Source organism: Hyphomicrobium sp. NDB2Meth4 (genome assembly GCF_900117445.1).
Classification (GTDB): domain Bacteria; phylum Pseudomonadota; class Alphaproteobacteria; order Rhizobiales; family Hyphomicrobiaceae; genus Hyphomicrobium_A.
Genome location: NZ_FPEJ01000005.1, coordinates 378,247 through 396,894, shown reverse-complemented (window position 1 = coordinate 396,894; position 18,648 = coordinate 378,247). Strand labels below are relative to the sequence as shown.

General features: G+C 60.8%; 25 protein-coding genes. 11 read left to right on the top strand and 14 right to left on the bottom strand.

The features are described from left to right. The first annotated feature begins 124 nt into the window (after positions 1–124). Positions 125–370: a hypothetical protein gene (locus tag NDB2M4_RS10845; protein WP_072374515.1), complete on the top strand. Its 246-nt coding sequence runs from the start codon at positions 125–127 to the stop codon at positions 368–370. Positions 371–439: 69 nt separating this feature from the next. Here NDB2M4_RS10845 and NDB2M4_RS10840 read toward each other — a convergent pair whose 3' ends face one another. From NDB2M4_RS10840 to NDB2M4_RS10820, 5 genes are all read right to left on the bottom strand, one after another. Then, entirely contained in the window at positions 440–724 is a 285-nt protein-coding gene (locus NDB2M4_RS10840; protein WP_072374513.1) for a hypothetical protein, read from the bottom strand. Positions 725–854: 130 nt separating this feature from the next. Next, positions 855–2,624 (bottom strand): PQQ-dependent sugar dehydrogenase, encoded by a 1,770-nt coding sequence (locus tag NDB2M4_RS10835; RefSeq protein WP_072374510.1) that lies wholly within the window; start codon positions 2,622–2,624, stop codon positions 855–857. A gap of 179 nt (positions 2,625–2,803) precedes the next feature. Beyond that, positions 2,804–3,127 (bottom strand): hypothetical protein, encoded by a 324-nt coding sequence (locus tag NDB2M4_RS10830; RefSeq protein WP_072374506.1) that lies wholly within the window; start codon positions 3,125–3,127, stop codon positions 2,804–2,806. Between the two features lie 188 nt (positions 3,128–3,315). Further along, positions 3,316–3,993: an outer membrane protein gene (locus NDB2M4_RS10825; protein WP_072374503.1), complete on the bottom strand. Its 678-nt coding sequence runs from the start codon at positions 3,991–3,993 to the stop codon at positions 3,316–3,318. A 194-nt stretch (positions 3,994–4,187) separates the two neighbouring features. Then, positions 4,188–4,628, bottom strand: coding sequence for a c-type cytochrome (locus tag NDB2M4_RS10820; protein ID WP_171988081.1), 441 nt, complete (start codon positions 4,626–4,628; stop codon positions 4,188–4,190). A 170-nt stretch (positions 4,629–4,798) separates the two neighbouring features. Between NDB2M4_RS10820 and NDB2M4_RS10815 the strand changes: the two genes are divergently transcribed. Both NDB2M4_RS10815 and NDB2M4_RS10810 read left to right on the top strand, forming a co-directional pair. After that, positions 4,799–5,020 (top strand): hypothetical protein, encoded by a 222-nt coding sequence (locus tag NDB2M4_RS10815; protein WP_072374500.1) that lies wholly within the window; start codon positions 4,799–4,801, stop codon positions 5,018–5,020. 184 nt (positions 5,021–5,204) lie between these two features. Beyond that, positions 5,205–5,723: a hypothetical protein gene (locus tag NDB2M4_RS10810; RefSeq protein ID WP_139247202.1), complete on the top strand. Its 519-nt coding sequence runs from the start codon at positions 5,205–5,207 to the stop codon at positions 5,721–5,723. 48 nt (positions 5,724–5,771) lie between these two features. Here the strand turns inward: NDB2M4_RS10810 and NDB2M4_RS10805 are convergent, their stop codons facing one another. Then, complete coding sequence (locus NDB2M4_RS10805) at positions 5,772–6,914, bottom strand: DUF2778 domain-containing protein (protein ID WP_072374494.1); 1,143 nt, start codon at positions 6,912–6,914, stop codon at positions 5,772–5,774. A gap of 205 nt (positions 6,915–7,119) precedes the next feature. Here NDB2M4_RS10805 and NDB2M4_RS10800 point away from each other — a divergent pair, with 205 nt between their 5' ends. Both NDB2M4_RS10800 and NDB2M4_RS10795 read left to right on the top strand, forming a co-directional pair. Next, entirely contained in the window at positions 7,120–7,413 is a 294-nt protein-coding gene (locus tag NDB2M4_RS10800) for a hypothetical protein (protein WP_072374491.1), read from the top strand. A gap of 11 nt (positions 7,414–7,424) precedes the next feature. Next, positions 7,425–7,874 carry a MaoC family dehydratase gene (locus tag NDB2M4_RS10795; protein WP_171988080.1) on the top strand — a complete coding sequence of 150 codons (450 nt, stop codon included), beginning with the start codon at positions 7,425–7,427 and terminating at the stop codon, positions 7,872–7,874. A 72-nt stretch (positions 7,875–7,946) separates the two neighbouring features. On the opposite strand, the gene NDB2M4_RS20580 is transcribed toward NDB2M4_RS10795, so the two are convergent. Next, positions 7,947–8,075, bottom strand: a complete 129-nt coding sequence (locus NDB2M4_RS20580; RefSeq protein WP_280173531.1) for a hypothetical protein — start codon at positions 8,073–8,075, stop codon at positions 7,947–7,949. Between the two features lie 200 nt (positions 8,076–8,275). Here NDB2M4_RS20580 and NDB2M4_RS10790 point away from each other — a divergent pair, with 200 nt between their 5' ends. After that, positions 8,276–8,953: a L,D-transpeptidase gene (locus NDB2M4_RS10790; protein WP_139247201.1), complete on the top strand. Its 678-nt coding sequence runs from the start codon at positions 8,276–8,278 to the stop codon at positions 8,951–8,953. 12 nt (positions 8,954–8,965) lie between these two features. On the opposite strand, the gene NDB2M4_RS10785 is transcribed toward NDB2M4_RS10790, so the two are convergent. Together NDB2M4_RS10785 and NDB2M4_RS10780 are read right to left on the bottom strand one after the other, a co-directional pair. Further along, entirely contained in the window at positions 8,966–10,021 is a 1,056-nt protein-coding gene (locus tag NDB2M4_RS10785; protein WP_244536147.1) for a hypothetical protein, read from the bottom strand. Between the two features lie 252 nt (positions 10,022–10,273). After that, a complete protein-coding gene (locus NDB2M4_RS10780) occupies positions 10,274–10,756 on the bottom strand; it encodes a hypothetical protein (protein ID WP_139247200.1) in 483 nt (160 codons plus the stop codon). Between the two features lie 132 nt (positions 10,757–10,888). Here NDB2M4_RS10780 and NDB2M4_RS10775 point away from each other — a divergent pair, with 132 nt between their 5' ends. Continuing rightward, positions 10,889–11,278, top strand: a complete 390-nt coding sequence (locus NDB2M4_RS10775) for a PRC-barrel domain-containing protein (RefSeq protein ID WP_072374479.1) — start codon at positions 10,889–10,891, stop codon at positions 11,276–11,278. A gap of 65 nt (positions 11,279–11,343) precedes the next feature. Here NDB2M4_RS10775 and NDB2M4_RS10770 read toward each other — a convergent pair whose 3' ends face one another. Next, a complete protein-coding gene (locus NDB2M4_RS10770) occupies positions 11,344–11,940 on the bottom strand; it encodes an HXXEE domain-containing protein (protein WP_072374476.1) in 597 nt (198 codons plus the stop codon). A 165-nt stretch (positions 11,941–12,105) separates the two neighbouring features. On the opposite strand from NDB2M4_RS10770, the gene NDB2M4_RS10765 reads away from it, so the two are divergent. After that, positions 12,106–12,363 carry a hypothetical protein gene (locus NDB2M4_RS10765; protein WP_072374473.1) on the top strand — a complete coding sequence of 86 codons (258 nt, stop codon included), beginning with the start codon at positions 12,106–12,108 and terminating at the stop codon, positions 12,361–12,363. A gap of 72 nt (positions 12,364–12,435) precedes the next feature. Beyond that, on the top strand, positions 12,436–12,999 hold the full coding sequence (locus NDB2M4_RS10760; RefSeq protein ID WP_072375067.1) for a DinB family protein: 564 nt from the start codon (positions 12,436–12,438) through the stop codon (positions 12,997–12,999). 29 nt (positions 13,000–13,028) lie between these two features. Here NDB2M4_RS10760 and NDB2M4_RS10755 read toward each other — a convergent pair whose 3' ends face one another. Continuing rightward, a complete protein-coding gene (locus NDB2M4_RS10755; protein ID WP_072374471.1) occupies positions 13,029–13,217 on the bottom strand; it encodes a hypothetical protein in 189 nt (62 codons plus the stop codon). Between the two features lie 143 nt (positions 13,218–13,360). Next, positions 13,361–14,272 (bottom strand): hypothetical protein, encoded by a 912-nt coding sequence (locus NDB2M4_RS10750; protein ID WP_072374468.1) that lies wholly within the window; start codon positions 14,270–14,272, stop codon positions 13,361–13,363. A gap of 271 nt (positions 14,273–14,543) precedes the next feature. On the opposite strand from NDB2M4_RS10750, the gene NDB2M4_RS10745 reads away from it, so the two are divergent. Further along, entirely contained in the window at positions 14,544–14,960 is a 417-nt protein-coding gene (locus NDB2M4_RS10745) for a DUF7282 domain-containing protein (protein ID WP_072374465.1), read from the top strand. A 43-nt stretch (positions 14,961–15,003) separates the two neighbouring features. Here NDB2M4_RS10745 and NDB2M4_RS10740 read toward each other — a convergent pair whose 3' ends face one another. Then, positions 15,004–15,966: an oxygen-dependent tRNA uridine(34) hydroxylase TrhO gene (locus NDB2M4_RS10740; protein ID WP_072374462.1), complete on the bottom strand. Its 963-nt coding sequence runs from the start codon at positions 15,964–15,966 to the stop codon at positions 15,004–15,006. A 131-nt stretch (positions 15,967–16,097) separates the two neighbouring features. Here NDB2M4_RS10740 and NDB2M4_RS19970 point away from each other — a divergent pair, with 131 nt between their 5' ends. Further along, positions 16,098–16,361, top strand: coding sequence for a hypothetical protein (locus NDB2M4_RS19970; protein WP_139247199.1), 264 nt, complete (start codon positions 16,098–16,100; stop codon positions 16,359–16,361). Between the two features lie 452 nt (positions 16,362–16,813). Here NDB2M4_RS19970 and NDB2M4_RS10730 read toward each other — a convergent pair whose 3' ends face one another. Continuing rightward, on the bottom strand, positions 16,814–18,238 hold the full coding sequence (locus NDB2M4_RS10730) for a hypothetical protein (RefSeq protein WP_072374456.1): 1,425 nt from the start codon (positions 18,236–18,238) through the stop codon (positions 16,814–16,816). Positions 18,239–18,648: the final 410 nt, after the last annotated feature.

Sequence of the window (18,648 nt, the reverse complement as noted above, 5' to 3'; positions counted from 1 at the left end):
AATGCAACCTGTTGACAGGGCTGAGTCGACCCGATGAGGGCGGGGCAGAGAGCGGAATTGCTTCGCTTTTCACGGGGATCAGCCCATAAGAGCGGGATCGCGTCCCACTCAGGAGAGAATTCCCTTGATCCACTGGAAGCAGATAAACGAGTACATCGAGCCGAACTGGGAGAAGGTCAACTCCGAGAAGAGCCCGGCGACGCTATTCTGGCGGGGAGCGAAGGGCGCCGTGTTCGGGCACATCCGCGATGGCGAGCTGTTCGACTACAAGTGGGTTTATGTCTGCGACAGTAACAAGGTGACGCATTTCTCGGAGGTCAACGGACCGGAGAGCAATGTCGTCGAGATGTCAGCCTTCCGGCCGGACTAGGAATCGGCGGTTCGCTGGTGAGGCCGAGCGGTCCCGCGCATAGCTTGTGCGCCTTCCCCGCCTAGGTGCTCAGTTCGCGTTGCACTCCACGAGAAGGGCTTCGCGGTCGGCTTTCGCCTTGGTGAGCTTTTCCTCCAGGATCTCAATCGCCTTCTTGTGCTCCTCGGTCGAGCCGCCGGCCTGCTTGATCTCGTCCTTCATCTCAGAGATCGCCTCGGATCGGTTCTTGATGGCGATATCGAAGTCATTGAGCTTCACGCCGGTGGCCTTGTTGGCGCACTTGTAGTCGGCGGCGAGCGTCGGCCCGGCGAGGAGCACCGCGCAAACGGCAAAGAGGGCGGACGTCTTCAGCATAGCGGGCTCCAGGGTTCGACGTGGAGCCGCACAATGCTTGGCGGAGCTGGCCGGCGACAAGCGGGCAATCTGGCAAGAGGCTTGGAACTTTAGGCAGTCGTAGTGGTGCCTCGCCAGTCGCCTGTCCGCTTCACTGGGCCGCCTGCTTGTCGTTGTGGCCCAAAGCCCAGACGTATGCGGCGACCGCAGCCAGCTGAGATTTCGACAACTCGACGCCGCCCATCGGGGGCATGGCGCCCGGGTGCTGTTTGGGTTCGGGGACGCCGTTCTCGATGGTGTTGGTGATGTCCTTGAGGCTGCCGTCGCCCCAGAGCCATTTGCCGGTGGTGAGGTTCGGGCCGACTGGCGTGCCGATACCGCCAGCGCCGTGACAGCCGGCGCATGTGGCGCCTGCAACTTCGCCAGCGAAGATCTTGGCGCCGAGTTCGACGTCGGCCGCGCTCGCGCCGGGCGGTGGTGTCAGCTTCGGCGGGTTGCCGGCGTCGGGGTGAATACCTTCGGGCGGCAGCGCGTCCGGTGACGCTGCGGCGCGGCTCTCGGGTGCAGGTGCCGCTTCAATGCCTTTGGCGTCCGGGTCCCCTTCGTAGACGATGCGCCAGACGCGCCCGCCGACGTCGTCGCTGACATAGAGCGCGCCGTATGGTCCGACGGCGAGGCCAGAGGGGCGATGCGCGGCGCGGCTAGGGTCTTTGTGTTTGCCGGCGAAGCCATCGGCGAAGACGATCCAGTCGCCGGATTTCTTGCCGTCCTTCAGCGGCTGGAAAACGACGTTGTAGCCCTGCTGCGGGTTCGGCGCGCGGTTCCATGAGCCGTGGAAGGCGATGAACGCGCCGCCTCGATAGCCTTCGGGGAAGTCCTCGCTCTTATAGATCTTGAGGTCGTTGGGAGCCCAGTGCGCCGGGAACGCGGCGACGGGTGGGACAGCCTTGTCGCACTCGCCGACCTTCTTGCCGCCGTCACCGCCGTACTCGGGTGCCAGTACGAGCTTTTCCTGCTGGGGATCGTAGTAGCACTTCGGCCAGCCGTACCAAGCGCCCTCCTCGAGGATCATCACCTCCTCGGCGGGCAAGTTGAAACCTTGCTCGGCAGTATAGAGGCGGGGCCAATTCTCGTGCAGCTGATCGCGCCCGTGCTGGGTGACGTAGAGCCGGCCCGCCTCATCGAAGTCGAAGCCTTCGCCATTGCGTATGCCGGATGCGTAGCGTTCCTTCGGCGAGAAGGCCTGATCGCGCTTGTTGGCGTCATAGCGCCAGACGCCAGCGCGGGTTTCCAACTCGGTGCACGGCTCGTGGCCCTTGGAGCCAGGCATGCGGTTCTTCACCTCGCATGTGTTGGTGGCAGAGCCCATGGAGACGAAGAGATTACCGTCCTTGTCGATGACGAAGGGGTGCATGGGATGGTCACCGGTGACCGGCATACCGGAGACGACCGTCTCGGGTTTTGATGTCGGTGCGATCTCGTCGTCGTTCAGCTGATAGCGAACGATCTTATCGTTCGCCTCGGCGTAGAGACCGTCGTTATAGATGTAGATTCCGGTTCCGCCGTGTGCGCCCTCGGCGAACGTCGGGCCGAAGCGCTCGATCTTGTCGGCGCGGCCATCGCCGTCCATGTCCTTCATGGCGACGAGGAAGCCCCCTTCGTGCGGAGTGTCGTTGTTGTAATAGGTGCCGCTCCAAGTGTTGGCGTAGACGGTGCCGTTGGGGGCGACCGCCATCTGCCTGGCGTGACCGATATTGTCAGCAAGGATCGTGGCGCAGAAGCCCTTTGGGAGCGAGATGCCCGCGTCCGATTGCGGGCAGGCGATCTTTTCAGCGGCGAGTGGCAGTGATGCAATCTGCAAGAAGCCGATGGCCAGGATAGTGGCGGCTGTTCGTCTTGGGAGTTGTGGTGGGAGCGCCATGACTAGATCCTTGCTGAAGGGAAGACTGCAGAGCGGTCGGATATGTCTATATGGGAAGCGCGATGGAGATATGAGAGGCACACCCGGCTGACGCGGTGGTCGCGTGGCGTGACTGCTGCGCGCACGAAAATGCCGCCGGGCCAAAGTCCAGCGGCATCGTCGAAGGTTTGGAGGAATATCTAGTCCTGGTCAGAATTCATCTGCGGAACCTTGCTGCCCATTTTTCCGGTAGCAGGCAGTGTCCCTTCGTCACCCATGCGCTTAGGCGGGCCTTTGGGTCCGGAGGGCCCCGTGTTCTCGGCGCCGGGGGATGCCGCGGTGCGCGGTCCCGTCATGTCCCGGACCTGATTGCCCATTTTCTCCGTGGCGGGCAGCTTGCCTTCGTCACCCATACTCTTCTCTGGAGCTTTCAACATCCGGTCGTCTGCGGACGTGTCAGCGAAGGCAGGTGTCAATGCGGCTGTCATACCGGCGGCGACGCAGCAGGCGATCAGTTTTCTCATTGGCGGCACTCCTTGAGCTATGCGCAGCTAACGGAGTAACGCCGGTGAATTGCCGGAGCTTTGTTCCAGTCGATCGAATTCAGTGCAACTGAGAGCCGATTGATTTCAAAGCGGCGTTCAGATGCAGAGCGTGCGGCGGAAGCATCCCCGAATGCTTCCGCCACAATCGCACATTGTTGCCGGCAGGATTAGTTGCTCAGCTTGATGTTGAGTGCGGCTCTCGCAACGTCGACGTTATCGAAGCCGATGTGCGCGTCGGAAGAGGAGGTCGGAAAGTCGGCGGAGATGGTCGAGCCGGCAGTGAGATCGTAGCGCAGATATTCCGCGCGCAGAGACACGCCATAGGCCACCATCCACTCGACACCGCCGCCGAATACGACGCCGTTGTCATTGAAGCGCACCTTGCCGCTGAAAGGCACCTGCGGCATGTCCTCCTTGAAGGTGAACTCGCCGAAGCCCCAGCCGACAGTGCCGTAGAGCAACCAGTTGTTGATCGCCCAGCCGAGACGTGCGCGCACGCTCGACAGGTAATTCATGTCGGCGCTGATGCTGGCTGCATTCACCGTACCGGCATTTGCCGTGACGGTGTCTTCACCGCCTGCACGCGTTGATGCGTCGAATTCGAGGCCGAACAGGAACTGGTTGGCCTGCCAGTTATAGCCGATCTGGCCGCCGACGATGGCGCCGTTCAGCGTCAAGTTCGATAAATCGGTCGCGTTGTTGAACTTGCCGTTGGCACTGTTCCATGCATAGCCCCCGTTGAGGCCCGCATAGAACCCCCGCCATGGCGCTTCCTGTGCCTGCACTGACGACATAGTGGCGATTGCAGCAACGATTGCTACGACCGCGAGATAGATCTGTTTCAAGCTACGTACTCCCTCGCTCGATTATTGGTTCCCTTCTACGCGGGATACGCGACGAGCGAGGGCTAACACGGCCGGATGCGGGGTGATTGTTGCGCGGGCACGGTTGTGCACACAGGGGGCCGGTTTTTTCACAGCAGATGAATAACTTTTGTGCGGGCAGGTATTCGCGTGCGTGTTCGGGTAAAGGCCGCGGCTTATTTCTGGATGGATTCCAGGTAGCGTCTCAGGCCGATGATGGCCTGGCGCGAGCGTGCAGCGCCGATCTTTCCGCGACCGCCTTCCTGGCTGAAGACAAGGCCCCAGACGGGCATCGGGCCGCTGCCGTGGGCCTTGATATTTCCGCCGTAGGTGATGACCTCGACGATGTGCGCTGCGGGGAACTTGCCGCCCGATCGCTTCGATATCTCGGTGAGGTTCGCGGGCGGAACTTTCAGTGCATCGGCGGCGGGGCCGTTACCGGTGGCATCCGCGCCATGGCAGCTGGCGCACCGTTCCTTGAACAAGGCTTCGCCGAGGGCGAGGCTGGCAGCCTCGGCATCGGTATTCTCGGCTGCTCGTGCGGCAACGATTGGAGCGGCGCCGAGCAAGATGGCTGCGGCTGCGGAGAAGATCGGGCGAGCAGCGACTTTGAACATCAGAATGGCCTGAGACGCTTTTGCGGTGCGTATGGAGTCTAAGCACCGATACTCTAATGGAAATTGAAGGGTGACATTGATTTGCATCAGGGTGTCAGTATCGCGTCAGGTTGGGTGCTCCACTATGGACGAAGGACGGCGCTTCGGCCGTTGCAGGATAGGAGGTCTTCATGCGGGTCTTACTCTCGACGATCGCGGTCTTGGCGGTTTTGGGCGGGACTGCTCTGGCCGATTCGAAAGTGACCGACGACGAGGCGGCGAAGCTCAAGGAGATCGTTGCTGCTTGGGGGTGTGAAGGCGGTACCTTCGAGAAAGAGACTGAAGGAACAGGCGTCTACGAGGCCGAAGACGTCAAGTGCAAGTCGGGCAACTACGACTTCCGCGTCGACTAGGATTTCAAGGTTTTCGCTATCACCGTCGACTGATTGCAGTCGGGGTCCGGAATCGTCCGAACCCCGTCCCCCACGATCTCTCTCCAAGTTGAAGTAAATCGCTCTGTTCCAGGTGGAACAGCGCATGGGCTGGTAACGGGGCATCCTCACTCCAGAATTCGACAACCAACTTGGAGTGAGCGCCGTGATCCGCACCAGCTTCGCCGCCGCAACCATGATCGCCGGCCTTTTTGCCAGCCAGAGCGCCTACGCTTGCATCTCGTGTGAGTATGTTCCCGAGGTGGTGCGGCAGCACACGACGGAACGCCCCGCTGCTTCCTACCGACAGTCGCGCGCTTATGTTTCGCGCTCGGGCGGAACCAAGAGCTGCGATAAGAACGAGCCGGCGCGCAAACGCGTGAAGTCTGCCAAGGTCGAGAAGCCCAACCGCGTGGCGAAGGCCGATAGAGAAGAGCCGGTGCGCGTTGCCAAGGCCAAGAAGGAGAAGCGCGCCGAGCCTGTCGAGACGGCGTCAGTTGCTCCGCGCGAACGGAAGGTAGAAACCAAGGCTGCCGACAGCGAGAGTTCTTCGATTACGGTTGCCGCGGTGGATGCAAAGAGCAAGGTCGCTCAAGCCGTCGACAAGCAAGCAGAGGCCAAGCCGACGGACTGCAAGAAGTTCTTTCCTTCGGTCGGGATGACGCTCACCGTTCCTTGCGAATAAGGAACTGTGACTTCAGGCGCGCGTGTCGGGCTGCGCGCGCCGAGCTCTCTATTTGAAGAGAGATGTGAGGGAGAACGATGATCCCTCAACCAGTGGAGGCGCTTCGGCGACCTGGGGATAGGGCTCTTCAAGGTAGGCGTTGACGCCCGTGGCGCGGCCCTCCTTGATCAGCCCTGCGACGTAGGCCCAGCCTTTTGGTTCGAGGCCGATGCAGGCCTCCGACATCTCACCCTTTAAGCGCAGATGGATAGCAATGTTGCCGCGCGCGAGGATGGCGGCGCGCTGCTGCGGCGTGAAGTGCTCCTTGTTCCAGAGTTTACGAAGCCAGATGCCGGCGACGTTGCGTTTGGTCTTCGGTCCCCAGGTGACGCGATTGTTTTTGTCCCCGGAGAACGAGTATTCGCCGGGAGGAAGAGATCCAATGGCGCGTGCGGCCAGGCAATCGGGGTCTGGATTGTTGCGGCAAACGTCGCGGCCAGAGATTGCCCAAGCGATGGTGCGGCCGTTGTAACGCGCATCGTCCGAAACGACGAACAGCCGTCCAGTGGCGATGACGTAGCCGAGCCGGAACGGGGGCGCTTCGGATGGTACCTCGCGCACGATATCCTTGTAGGGATTGCAGATCTCTCCGCCGGTCAGCTTTCGCTTGAAGCCATTCAGGCTGATGGTGACGTAATCGACGTTGGGGCCGCAGTCCCATTGCGGCAGCATGCGCTTGTCGGCGATTGCGGCGCGCTGCACGGCGATCGAGGGCGGATCGGGCAGCGGGGGCTCTTTTGCGATTTTCGGGGGAGCCTTGAGCTTGGGCTTTTTCTCGACCTGAAGCGTCGTGTCCCAGGGAAGCGGCTCGGCGGCGGGCTGGGTGCGGATCGCTTCGCACTTGTCCGAGAGCTTAGGCGGCTGAATCTGCTTCACCGCGAGCTGGCGGGCGAGTGAGCTGGTGGCGCCCTGGTCGACGTAGGCCTGGATCAGTGCGTGCTGGACTTCGACCTGCTCGGGTGACAGCTCGAAGATGCACTCTTCATAGATTTGATCGCCAACCTGGCTGAAGATGTCGGCGAGCGCGGCGGCGGCTTCTGCGGCCGACGTCCCCTTTTTCTCGACGGCGTTGGCGGGAGCGGCCAGGCACAACAGGGTCGTCAGGGCGCATAGCATCCCCGCCAGTCCCGATATGTGGACCCCGCCGAACATAGGTGCCGGTGCTCCCTGAGGCTGTCCCGCGTCTATGGCCAGTCCTAACGAGGAGTCGGGGCAAGAGAAAGGCTCATTGCGCCGGCTTTACGGCTCCGGCCCCTGCCCCAAAGGGCCATGTGTCGCAAAGAGGGGCGCTGCGGGGCCCGGAATCCATTGCTATAGCGAGGGACCCAAAAGGCAACCCCACGTCTGGAGAGACCCGATGTCGAACAACGAAGAGATGCAAGCCGCCATTGAGCGCCTCAAGCGTGAGAACGCCGAGCTGAACGGTATGGTTCTGGCCACCGGTGTGATCCTCACCCAGCTGCTCCAGGCGATGACGCTGCGCGAGCTCAACCCGCAGAATGCCGCCACTCGCATCGTCACCAATGCCCAGAAGGCGATCGAGGGATTCCGGCCGGAGCAGGGCGGTCCGTCGGCGTCCATCATGAAGGAGCGCGCTCTGGCTGCCGTGAAGCAGTACGAGGATCAGCTGCGCTCCGTGCTGCCGACCTGATCGAAGCCGAGATGCCAAACCGGCTCTATCTCGATGATCTCTCCGTCGGTCAGCGCTTTGAAAGCGGCAAGCACCTGATGACGGCGGAGGACATAAAGCAATTTGCGGCTGCGTATGACCCGCAGCCGTTCCACCTCGATGATGAGGCGGCGGAAAAGTCGCTGTTCGGCGCACTGGCGGCGAGCGGCTGGCATACCGGGGCGGTGACGATGCGCCTGCTCGTCGAGGGCGGTGCGCCGATTGCCGGGGGCGTGATCGGAGCGGGCGGCGAGATCGTTTGGCCGCGGCCTACTCGGCCGGGAGATGAGCTGCAGGTGTTCAGTGAAGTGCTGGAGATCAAGCCGTCGCGATCGAAGCCCGATCGCGGCATCGTCACGGTGCGCTCGGAAACGCGCAATCAACGTGGCGAGGTGGTGCAGGTGCTGGCGTCGAAGCTCGTGGTGCCGCGACGCCCAGCCTAGGTCTTGGCGTTGCCTCTTGAGGCGGAGATGGCGGCGCGGAAAGCAGTCTTCCCGCCCGCCCTTCCGGTCAGATCAGGCCGAGGCCGCCGTCTTCTCGTTGCGCTCTTTCTTGGCGATCTTTGCGAGGCGCTTCTTCTCGTTCTCGGCCTTACGCTGGCGGGCCTGGATCTTCTTGCGGCGGGAATCTGACAGCGTCGGCATCATGTGCTCCTGGAAGGCAAAATCGGTTTCTGCCCGGCTGCATACTAGAGATGGCGCCGGGGAGGCAAGATGCCTTTGAAAAGATGCGCGTTCTGAGCCCTTTTGAGCCGCGAAGATGTCGCCTTTTGCGTGCTCCGACTCTCTGTTGCCACAGTGTTGGCTCAAAGGGGGAAATGGGTGCTCTTAGAGGCTATTAGGCGATGATGCGTTTCCTCCGTTGTGCGGTTGCAGGACTGTCCGGTTGCATGGTCTGGCTGGCGGCCACGGCACAACCTGCATCGGCTCAATTGTTCTGGGATTGGGGTGGTGGGCAGGATCGCGACGGAAGCGGGCGTGAGAGCGTAGGCTTCGATCCGAAGTACACGGCCAATCAGATCATCGTCAGCTTCGGCGACAGGCGACTGTACTACATCGCGCGGCCGGGCGAGGCGATCAGCTATCCAATCGCCATCCCGCGCGAGCAGGACCGTTGGCAGGGCATCACCAAGGTGACGAGCAAGCGGGTCAATCCCTCTTGGCGGCCGACCCCCGACATGCTGCGCGAGAATCCGCGGTTGCCAAGTTGGGTGCCTGGCGGGCATCCGATGAATCCACTCGGTGTGCGCGCGCTCTATCTCGGCTCCAGCACGTATCGCATTCATGGCACCGATGCGCCCTGGACAATCGGCACAGCGGCTTCGAAGGGCTGCATCCGCATGTATAATCGCGACGTGCTCGACCTCTATCCGCGTGTTCCTGTCGGCACCAAGGTGACGGTGACGTGGGAGCGTTTCGGCGGCGGTTATTCGGTGTCGTCGGGACCGCGAGAGGATCGGCGGCTGCGGTCGATGCGATCGCGCGATCTGCCGCGTCGTGACATCGACCGCTGGGCGTACTAGATCGCGCTGTGACTAGCCGGCGGTGCCGGCTTTGACCTCTTCGTACTTTTTCTGTGCCCGCTTGAACTTGTCGTCGAACAGCCACATGCCGTCGAGGATCTCACGGTAAGTCGCTGACTTCTTGGCGCGATCCTTCTTGCCGAAGGTGAATACGGCGTTGTTGCGCAGGTAGCCCATAATCTTCGGATCGGTGATGCGATAGTTCTCGAAGTCGCCGGATGCGAGGGCGGCGCGTGTTGGTGTGGGGATGATCTGGATGAGCTCGAACAACTTCATCTGGTCGATATCGTCGGGAACCATTTTGACGATCTCGGGGATCTGACCGAACAGATCGGCGTGCGCGTTCATCAATCCGTTGCGAACGGCGATCCAGTGATTGTAGCGCTGGTCGATGCCCTTCGCGCGCTTCTCCTCGGCATCGTCGCGCGCAGCGAGTTGGGGATCCAGCTTGCGCACCTTGGCTTTGATCGCGGCCCACTTGCGCGCTCCCTTGGCATTCTCCGAGGTGCCGGTCTGCAAGCTGCCCATGTAAGTCTTCGAGCGGGCGTTGCCGATATTCTGGCGGCCGTTCGTCTCGGCGTAAAACAGGCCAAGGCTAATCTCTCCGGCCTTCTGCGCGGTCGTCGGATCGAGACCTTCGGCTCGTGCGATGACAGTGCCAAGATCGACGACATCCTTGAACGGGGTCTTTGAATCCTGCGCGTTGGGCGGCGGGGCCTGTAGCACGCGAAACAGGTCGGCGTACTCCTGGATCAGCGGTTCGATGGCGGCATCGAAGTAGGCAGGCGGCACGTTGAACTTGTTTGGCCGGCCGATGCGCTCGGGGACGGCGTCAGTGAGATCTTTGTAGGTCGACATCACCTTGACGCGAGCGAGGTAGAGCGCTTGTCCGGGGCGTGTCGGCATTTTCTTCTTGCCGTCGATCTGCGCGCGGCGCTCGGCGAGCACTTTCTTGAATTCAGCGAGCGCGGAATCATACGCGGACTGGGCCTCAACCTGTTCCTTCGTGAGTGCTGCGGCTTCGCTCGGCGGCGACAGGTGTGCCGTCGCGAACAGAAGGGTAGCCATAAGCATCAGTGTCGATCGAAGAGGCAAAATTGCTCGCATGCGCTGAATGAAACCCGCTGCTGTTAATGAGGTTGGGGCGTCTAATAACACGCAGGGCGCCCGCGCGGGCATCGGCAACCGTCAACGTTGCTAAATTTTAAGCTCGATCCGGTGTGGCCATTTGCTTCGGTCGTGCGCACGCATGCGGTTGCTCGATGTTAACGCTGAAGCGTGGAGAAAGCACGATCTCCCCATGCGCGCTGGCCTGGTGACCTATTCGGCGATGTGAACTTCGAAATTGCGTGTCGTGGTTTCGCCGCTGGCGAGGCGCGCCGTCACTGAAAAGCGATCCGTTCCCTGCTGGCCGGAGCGCGCTGTGTAGTAGACGCCGGTTCCGCTCGCCTTCTTGCCGGTGCAAGTGCCCTGCGCGGACGCGGCAATCGTCGTCTCCTGGCCCGGCACGAAGGAAATGTCGCCCTTCGCCGGCGCATGCGTGACGGTGACTTGCGGGGCCGGGAGGGTTTCGCACTTGTCGCCGAGTCCGGCGAAAACGAAGACGCGTGCCGGGCGTCCCGTGACGACGGGGGTGTTGCGCACGGCAGCGTCAGCTGTCGGCATCAATGCGGCAGGATCATTCGGCGTCGTGGCACCGTTCTGCGAGCCGATACCCGAGCACGCGCCGCACATCAGAGCCAAAAACAGCAGCGCAGCTTTGCCGCAATGGGACCGAGCGTTGCGGCGACGCAAATGTGACATCTCTGTTTGTTTCCGGATTCCGACGCCGCACGATTGGATTTGCTTCTTACTAGCACAGCTTGCCGCACTGGGGTGCATGGAACGGGTTCGTTTGATCGGCGTTTCCACGGCGCAACAATTTGGAGGAGTGACATGACCAGCCGCATCATTCTTGCTGCAACCCTCGCGCTTGGCACGGCCGGCGCTGCGCTGGCGGACGTCAAGGTCAACACGCCGGGGGCTCGCGTCGATACGCCTGCCGGTCCGGTCGATATCAACGTGGACGTCGGCTCGAGCATGAAACCCACGGAGGCTTGGATTGGCCGCGCCGTTTACTCGAGCGATGGCAAGAACGTAGGCGAGGTGGCGGCCATCTCGGGTGACAGCGTCTATGTCGACGTCGGCGGGTTTCTTGGCATCGGTGAGAGCCGCGTGCTTCTTGACAACGGAAACCTGGAGGCAGTGCAGCCTGACCGCATCACGTTGAAGATGACAGAGGCGGAGGTGAAGAGCTTGCCGCCGACCAACGCGGAAAAGAACTAAGAACACGCGTTTGGTGTTGTCACCGAGTGACTGGGCCATCCGCATTGCGGGTGGCCCATTTTATTTCAAGCGTGCGCTTGGCGGCGCTGCATGTACGGCAGCGCGAACAGTGCGGCGACCGGAATATGCAGCAGCACGCCAGCAATGAGGAGCGCTGCAACCTCAACGCCCGAAATCGCGCCGATCGCAACCCCGTGATAGAGAACATAGAGCGTAAATGGCAGGAACAGCACAATCGAGGTGACGAGCCCTGGATTGTAGACGCGGAAACGCAGCGTCGTGACGACGTGGATGATGCCGTTGACGAGCGTGAGCGCGACCCAGCCCAGCCCGATCCAGCGCAATTCGTCGGGCCAGATTACCGCGAGCACCAGCGGCACCCAGACATAGACGATATTGACCAGCGCCACCCCGTCGATATCCACGGGCCAATTGGGATTGCTGCTCTTGAACAGGCGCGCATTGGTGAATTGGCGGAACCCGCCGGGCCACAGGTGCTCCTCGGTCTGGTGCACCATGTAGATTACGAGCAAGGCTGCAAACAACGCGCGCTCGCTGCTGGGGTCGGCATGAAAAGCGATTAGCCAAGCGACGACGCCGGCGATGGCGAGCGCCGGCAGGGCGCGCTGCCAGTTGTTGGCGATGAAAGTCAGAAGGGGCATGCGTTTGTCTACAGTTTGCGCGTCGGGGGGCCGGGGATCGGAGCTTAGCAGCAAAGAGGTGTAGCCGGGGTTTCCGGGGCGCAGTGGGCGGAACGGCAGTGGGCCGCGGGACGTTTAGCCAGTAAGCGCCATCGTTGAATCTAACGCGCAAGTTGGAGATGGGTCATGAAGTTGAAACTGGGTCTTGCGGCAGCAGCAATTACACTTGCATTTGCGCCACCGGCGGCACGAGCGGACTCGGTTGCCGGCATTGAAGGCGCCCGTGCCAAGGAGCGGCAGGGTCGCTGGCTGGATCGCCAGGAGCGTGAACAGCTGCGTCGCTGGGGCAGCAACGACGACTGGCGCTATGGCAGGTACGAGCCCTACGACAATGGCTATTACGATCGTCCGCGCTGCCGCTACTATCGCGCCGATCCCTACTGAGCGTGCAAGCGGTGTTGCCCGTGCTAGTCTGCGAGTATGATCGAACGAGATTATGTTCGCTGATGGGCTATGATGAACGCTAGTTTGGTGCAGACGTATCGTGCGTTCGCTTACAACAATGCGTGGTGCAACCATCGCCTGCTGACTGCATGCGCTGCGCTTACGCAGGCGGAGTTCGAGGCGCAGCGTACGTCATTTTTTCCCAGCCTGCAGGCGACGCTGAACCATATCTACATTGTCGATCTGTTCTACATAGATGCGATCGAGGGCGGGTGGCTAGGTCCAGCTGCTTGGAACACCGACGTGCCGTATCCGCAACTATCGGAACTCACTGCGGCGCAACGGTCGATGGACCAGCGCTTAATTGCAGTTTGCGACAAGCTCGACGATGCAGCGCTAAACACCGTCGTGCGCGTTAACCGGGGTAATCGCGTGCAGACGGAGCGTTGCGATCGGCTTCTGATGCACTTGTTTCAGCATCAGATACATCACCGCGGGCAGGCCCATGCCATGCTTTCGGGGACCCAGGTGAAGCCGCCGCAGCTCGATGAGTTCTTTTCCATTGCTGAAGCTCCACTGCGCGCGGAGGAGTTCGCGGAGCTCGGGTGGAGCGAAGCCACCGTGTGGGGCAAGTAAGTCGCGGGCACCTACTTGGGGGTGTGCCGTCAGGAGCGCTTGTGGCGATCTGACTCTTTAGTGGAACTGTTGTTGTCCGTTTCGGTGTCGCGCGCGGCTTCCTCACGCTCTTCGAGGCGGGCGAACGCGTCGATCATAGTCCAACCCATCGGCCGGCGGATCATAGACGCGAATAGCTGGCGCAGTGACGGGCCGAGGACTTTTGGCGGCGTATCCATTTCTTTATCCGAGTTGGGCGGCATTCCGTCGTGCGGCTGCCGGATTGTTATCTGCCTCGGGATGGTAATGCTCCGTTGGTTCTAGAGAATAAATCCGGATGATCTGATGTTGGTTCCCGAATTGGTCGCAATCAGCGCCGCGTCTAGGGACCATCAGTTCCAAGCAGATTCAGCTTTCCGTCGGTTCCGAGTTCCAGGTCCGCTGACGTCGAGCCTTCGATGCCGTCGTCGATCGAGAGGCGGACGCTTCCGTCTGCAAGAAACTCAGCGCTAAGCAGGCGGGCTGCACTCGTGGCGAAGTCGGGCTTAAGCGCGTGAACGAGGTGAGCGCCGGCAAGTACCTGCTTCGCGATGTCGGGAATGATCTCGCGGGCGCGGGCGAGGGCCTCTTCCGGACTGCCCGCCGCATTGGTGAGCAACGAATAAGTCGGCGCATCTTCGCGGGTCTGAATGTAGCGTGCGGGCCGTTGCGGCCAGAATTTGAACGCTCCGAGTGCGGGATCGCTGAGAATGAGCGGGAGGGCAGGTCCTAAGGGTGCGTTTGGCTCTGCCGGCCCGACAACGTCCAACGGCGCCCGCCCGGCGAGTTTGTCGAAGCTGCGCGCCATTTCAGTTTCCGAGGCGCCTGGGGGCGCGAACGAGCAATCCGCAATAACGCGGTAGACCTCTTCACCTGTGGTGGTGATCGCCCCATCGCTGGTCCAAATGCGAAACGTGCTGCCCTCGATGTCGATCTTCTCGATGCGCGTGCCTGCGGGGATGGTGAGTTCGTGCCAGGATCGTCCGCCACGGGCATCGCTCAGCACCAGGACGAGTGCAGTTCGCGTCGGCGAGCCGGGCCAAGGGTTGATGTCGGGTTGGGCCGAATAGGCGTGCCACAGGCCACCGCTGTATGTGCCGAACTGATGCCGCACGATAAGCAGGTGTCTGTGATCTGCGGATGCTGCGCGCGTGCGATCAGCGGCGAGGTAGGTATCGAGCGGCGCGGCATCGCCGTCGTCGGCCCTTCTCAGGAGTTCGTAGAGCAGAGTTCCGTAGTCGGAATTGTCCGTCATTGAGCGATCCCAATTGATGAAAATGCCTGCTGCCTACGGGTACCACAATGAGGCAAGTTTCGGCGATCTCGCGATGACGTGAAGGAGCTTGATCTCGACGCAAAGTTTGTGGCCTTGCAACGGGTTCATTGGGGACCCAGGTGCTAAACATGCAGAAGGGTGAGCCGATCTCAGCGCTGAGGTGCGAGATTGAACTGGCCGCCGAGACTGCTGGGCTTGAAGGGTGAGCAATCGCCGCCCGTGGTCCGAAATCCCCAACGCGAGAACAATCATGAAGCCTATGCAGATCATTGTCCCCGCAATCGGTGTGTTGATGTCCGCTTTCGCCATCGTGCCGAATGCAGGCGCTCAGAATTATGCCCAGGAGACAGTGCCGCCGTATCCGCCGTCTGTGACGGTTCTGGACCAGCAGCTCAAGAACGACGAGGTGTCGATCGCCTACGCGTATCTGCCGAAAGATGGCAAGTTGACTATTTTCTCAGGCAATCCCGAGAAAATGTCCGATGCATCTGCCCTCGGTTCTGTCGAGCTGAAGGCCGGCGATCATCGTCAGCTCAAGGTGCCGCTGACCAATGCGCCCGAAGCGGGCACGCGGCTTTGGGCCATGGTCGACAAGGGCAAGGGCGACGCTGTGGTGCCGTTCTCCAAGGCTGACGAGCGCGCGCAGCAGAGCTTCAAGGCACTTTAAGCCAGGGGCGCCGCCCGGGAAAAAGTCGGCCGGCCGTGTGCTCCTATAGCTCGCGGTCGGCCGCGTGCGTCTGTACGGCGCCGACGTGAGTCTCTCCACGCGCTGCGGCGAGGGCTTCCTGGCGGTGACGCTCGCGGTAGCGGGCGCGCTGCTCGTCGGTGCGCTCGTCATGACACGCCGGGCAACTGACGCCCTCTTCATACAGCTCGGACGCGCGGTCCTCGGCGCTGAGCGGACGGCGGCAGGCGCGGCACAGCTCGTAGTTGCCGCGCTCCAGTCCATGGCCGACGGTGACGCGCTCGTCGAACACGAAGCACTCGCCCTGCCACTTGCTTTGGTCGGGCGGGACTTGCTCAAGGTAGCGCAGGATGCCGCCCTGCAGGTGATAGACGTTGTCGACGCCCTCGGCCTTGAGGAACGCGGTCGACTTCTCGCAGCGGATGCCGCCGGTGCAGAACATGGCGACCTTCGGCTCGGTGCCGGCAGCGATGAGGCGCTCGCGCTCGGCGCGGAACCAGGCGGGAAACTCGCGGAAGGTTTTGGTCTGCGGATTGATGGCGCCTTCGAAGGTGCCGACGGCGACTTCGTAGTCGTTGCGGGTGTCGATGAGGATGGTGCCCGGCTCGCTGATGAGCGCGTTCCAATCGACCGGAGACACATAGCGGCCGACGCTGTGGCGCGGGTCGATGCCCGGCTCGCCCATGGTGACGATCTCGCGCTTCAGACGCACCTTCATGCGGTGGAACGGGAGCTCAGCGGCTCTAGAGAATTTCACTTCGAGGCCGGCGGTGCCGACGAGTTGCCGAATGTGATCCAGCACGCGGCCGATGGCTGTGTCGGTGCCGGCGATGGTGCCGTTGATACCTTCGGGGGCCAGCAGCAGCGTGCCCTTGACGCCCTGCGAACAGCATAGCGCGGCGAGCGGTGTGCGGGCATCCGCATAGTCCGGGAGGGCGGCGAACTTATAGAGCGCCGCAATCAGGATGGGTTCGTCAGGGTTCTGCATGGCGCTGTCATATCGCCTGCGCGCGGCGACTGGAAGCCCGGCGGGAGGACCGCGCGAGTCAGCCTTGCCGGCGGAGCGCTTATCAGCCGCGTTCAGCTGAGCCCCGCGGCGCGGCCCCCTCTGCGGGGCGGATGGGGCAGTATGCGGGAGCGGGGAGGGGAGAAGTTGCCGCGCGCGTCTTTCCGGTGGCGATGAAAGCCTCGCCGCGACGTCTTTCGGTGTGTTCGCCGCCAACATGCGTCTACCGCTACGCATTGGAACAATCCGATTTCGCTGTCGTTGTACTGACGAAATCAATAAGCGGAGCAAAAAAAATGCCGATTATTCTTTGGTTGTTGGGTGTGCCTGTGGTGGCGATCATCGTGCTGATGCTGTTGGGAGTCGTTAGCTTCTAGTCTTTGAGACGACGGCTCCAGGGTGAGCGCGCACAGTTGCGGAATCGTGTGTCGTGCGCGCCTTGGCTATCCGCCATTTGCTTGCGGCGCTAGCCGGCATCGCTAGTTGCGGGGAGGGCGCGGGATCGCGCCGCTCAAAAAGATCGGCCCTGGTTGCCCTTTGAGGTTCAGGTCCCGATCCAGAAGCTTGTCAGGCTATGTCATGCCTGCTTCAGCGATCCCGATGCTGAAGCGCGTCGTGGGTTCCCGCCTGCGCGGGAATGACGTTGTGGGAAGGCGAGGAGAAGTCTGGGGCGCGTGGATGATTGGCTGGCCGCGCGGAGGTTCGTCGCTGAGCGGAAGCTGGTGGCGATCAGCGCCAAGCGTCATGGCCGCAGAGGCGGCCATCCACGCAAGGACGTCAGCAGCATTCTGGGCCCAATGCTACGATGGAGGCTAGCTGTGACCCTCCCTTAACGAACCCAAAGAAAAGCAAGCGCGCTGCCAAGGGCGACTGCAGTTGGAACAGAAACAAATGAAAAGGGGTAATCGTCGATGTTCACGAGTCTGCTGCTTCCTAGCTTCACCCAAAGCAACCAGCTGGCGCGACCCAAAATGAAAATAAATATCGCGGCATAGATCGCAACGGTCATCGAAAGGCTAGATATGAAAAAGGCAGATAATGGTATTACGTTCGTATCTATGGCCGTGGCGCCGGCGGTGAAAAGTAGCCCATCCAGAGGATCTGCCAGCGCCACCCATTTGGCGCAACTGGTATCGAGTTTTTGCAAAGCTCTAGGCTGAGAAGAATCGAGACAAACACCTTCTATTTGGCCATTGGTGGCTCTTAGTCCACTAATGTAAACGTCGTAGTCCTTTATGAGTCGATCGTAACTGGCAGATATGATGTGCCCCTTAAACACTCCCCAGAACTGCGTCTGGATGGCATTCGCAGACAAATATGACGCCGCATAAAGGTACGGCACGTCCAGCTCCACATTCCGCAACGAGAATTTAATAGCGTACTTCAGTTCTTCGTTGTGGTTGACCTTAGTGTGACCGGAGACCAAGCGGGATCGCGCTACTAGGAAGTCAATCGCCTTCTTAATGGCCTTTATGTCCTGGGGGTCAGTGGCGAATATAGCCGTATAGACCTGGTAGCCGCTACGAATATCATCCTTCATTGTTATCGTGGCAATTCCCGCGTATTTTGGGGCGGTCAGTTGCGATTGGAGTTCGGGCGGCATAATCGATAAACCTAAGTTTGGTTTAAATAGTGCCTCCCACTCTTTGTCGTCGATGGAGCGCTTCTTGTCTTGTCGCGGCAGCTGGATGGCCAGTTCTGTTGGATGTGCGTCCAACATTGAGATTGGCGCGGTCACAGCTAATACGAACGCGAAGAGTATGACAAATAGGGCTGTTGTTACTAGGAGATCGGCAGCGTAAATAATGGCGATCTCGCCAACGCGCTTAGTGTTGGAGCCAAGACCAAGGAAAAACCCAGTTTGTGCCGACGATAGATAGTCAATTGCCAGATTTAGTATCACGGATAATGCCAGTGCGGCCGCGCCAAATGGACCGGTCCAAAGTTTGTGGCGGACAAAAAAGTCAGTACTCCCATGGGAGTATAGCGCCATGACTGACAAGAATATGATTATCGAAAGAATGGACGACCTAAACAGGAATTTGAGGCTGAAGGCGCGTGCGGAAAATATGCGGTCGAATATCAAAGGCTTAATTGAAGTGATGGTTTCGTGAAGTCGTTCGGAAAATGACTGGTGCGTTGCCTTTTTGTGAAGGTAGGTGGCTATTGCTTTCTTTGATTCTATTGAAATGATTCGATCCAAAAGGGCGCCGATCGTTATGACAAGGGCAATCGTGGAAAAGAAAACTGGCATGTGGATGTTTCCCCCTGGCGGGGTGACGCTAGCGTTTCCTAGAAAATGTCGCAACGGGTTGTCGCAACCTACCGGTGTCGACGCCGCAAATATGAGTCCACGGATTAAGGGGTGGATGCTGTTGGATAGATGCCTGTAACTGCTACGAGGGGTCGGCTGATGCCTTCGTCGATTAGTTTTCGGGGTTGGTTCGTATGGGTTGCGTGCCGAGGGTGGAGGTCGCCGTCGTGGGTTCGTGGAGTTGCTTTGCCGAGGCGCTTAGTTTTGTACGTCGTTGATCATGCGGCGGATTTGGCTCGTTGGCCGGGTGAGCTGCGGTTCTCGCAGTTTTCTGTTGGACTACTGTCCGCGGCTTGTTTGCGGGGTTTCTTGGCGGGGGTGGGAGCCGTGCGCGCTGCATGTCCGCGAGT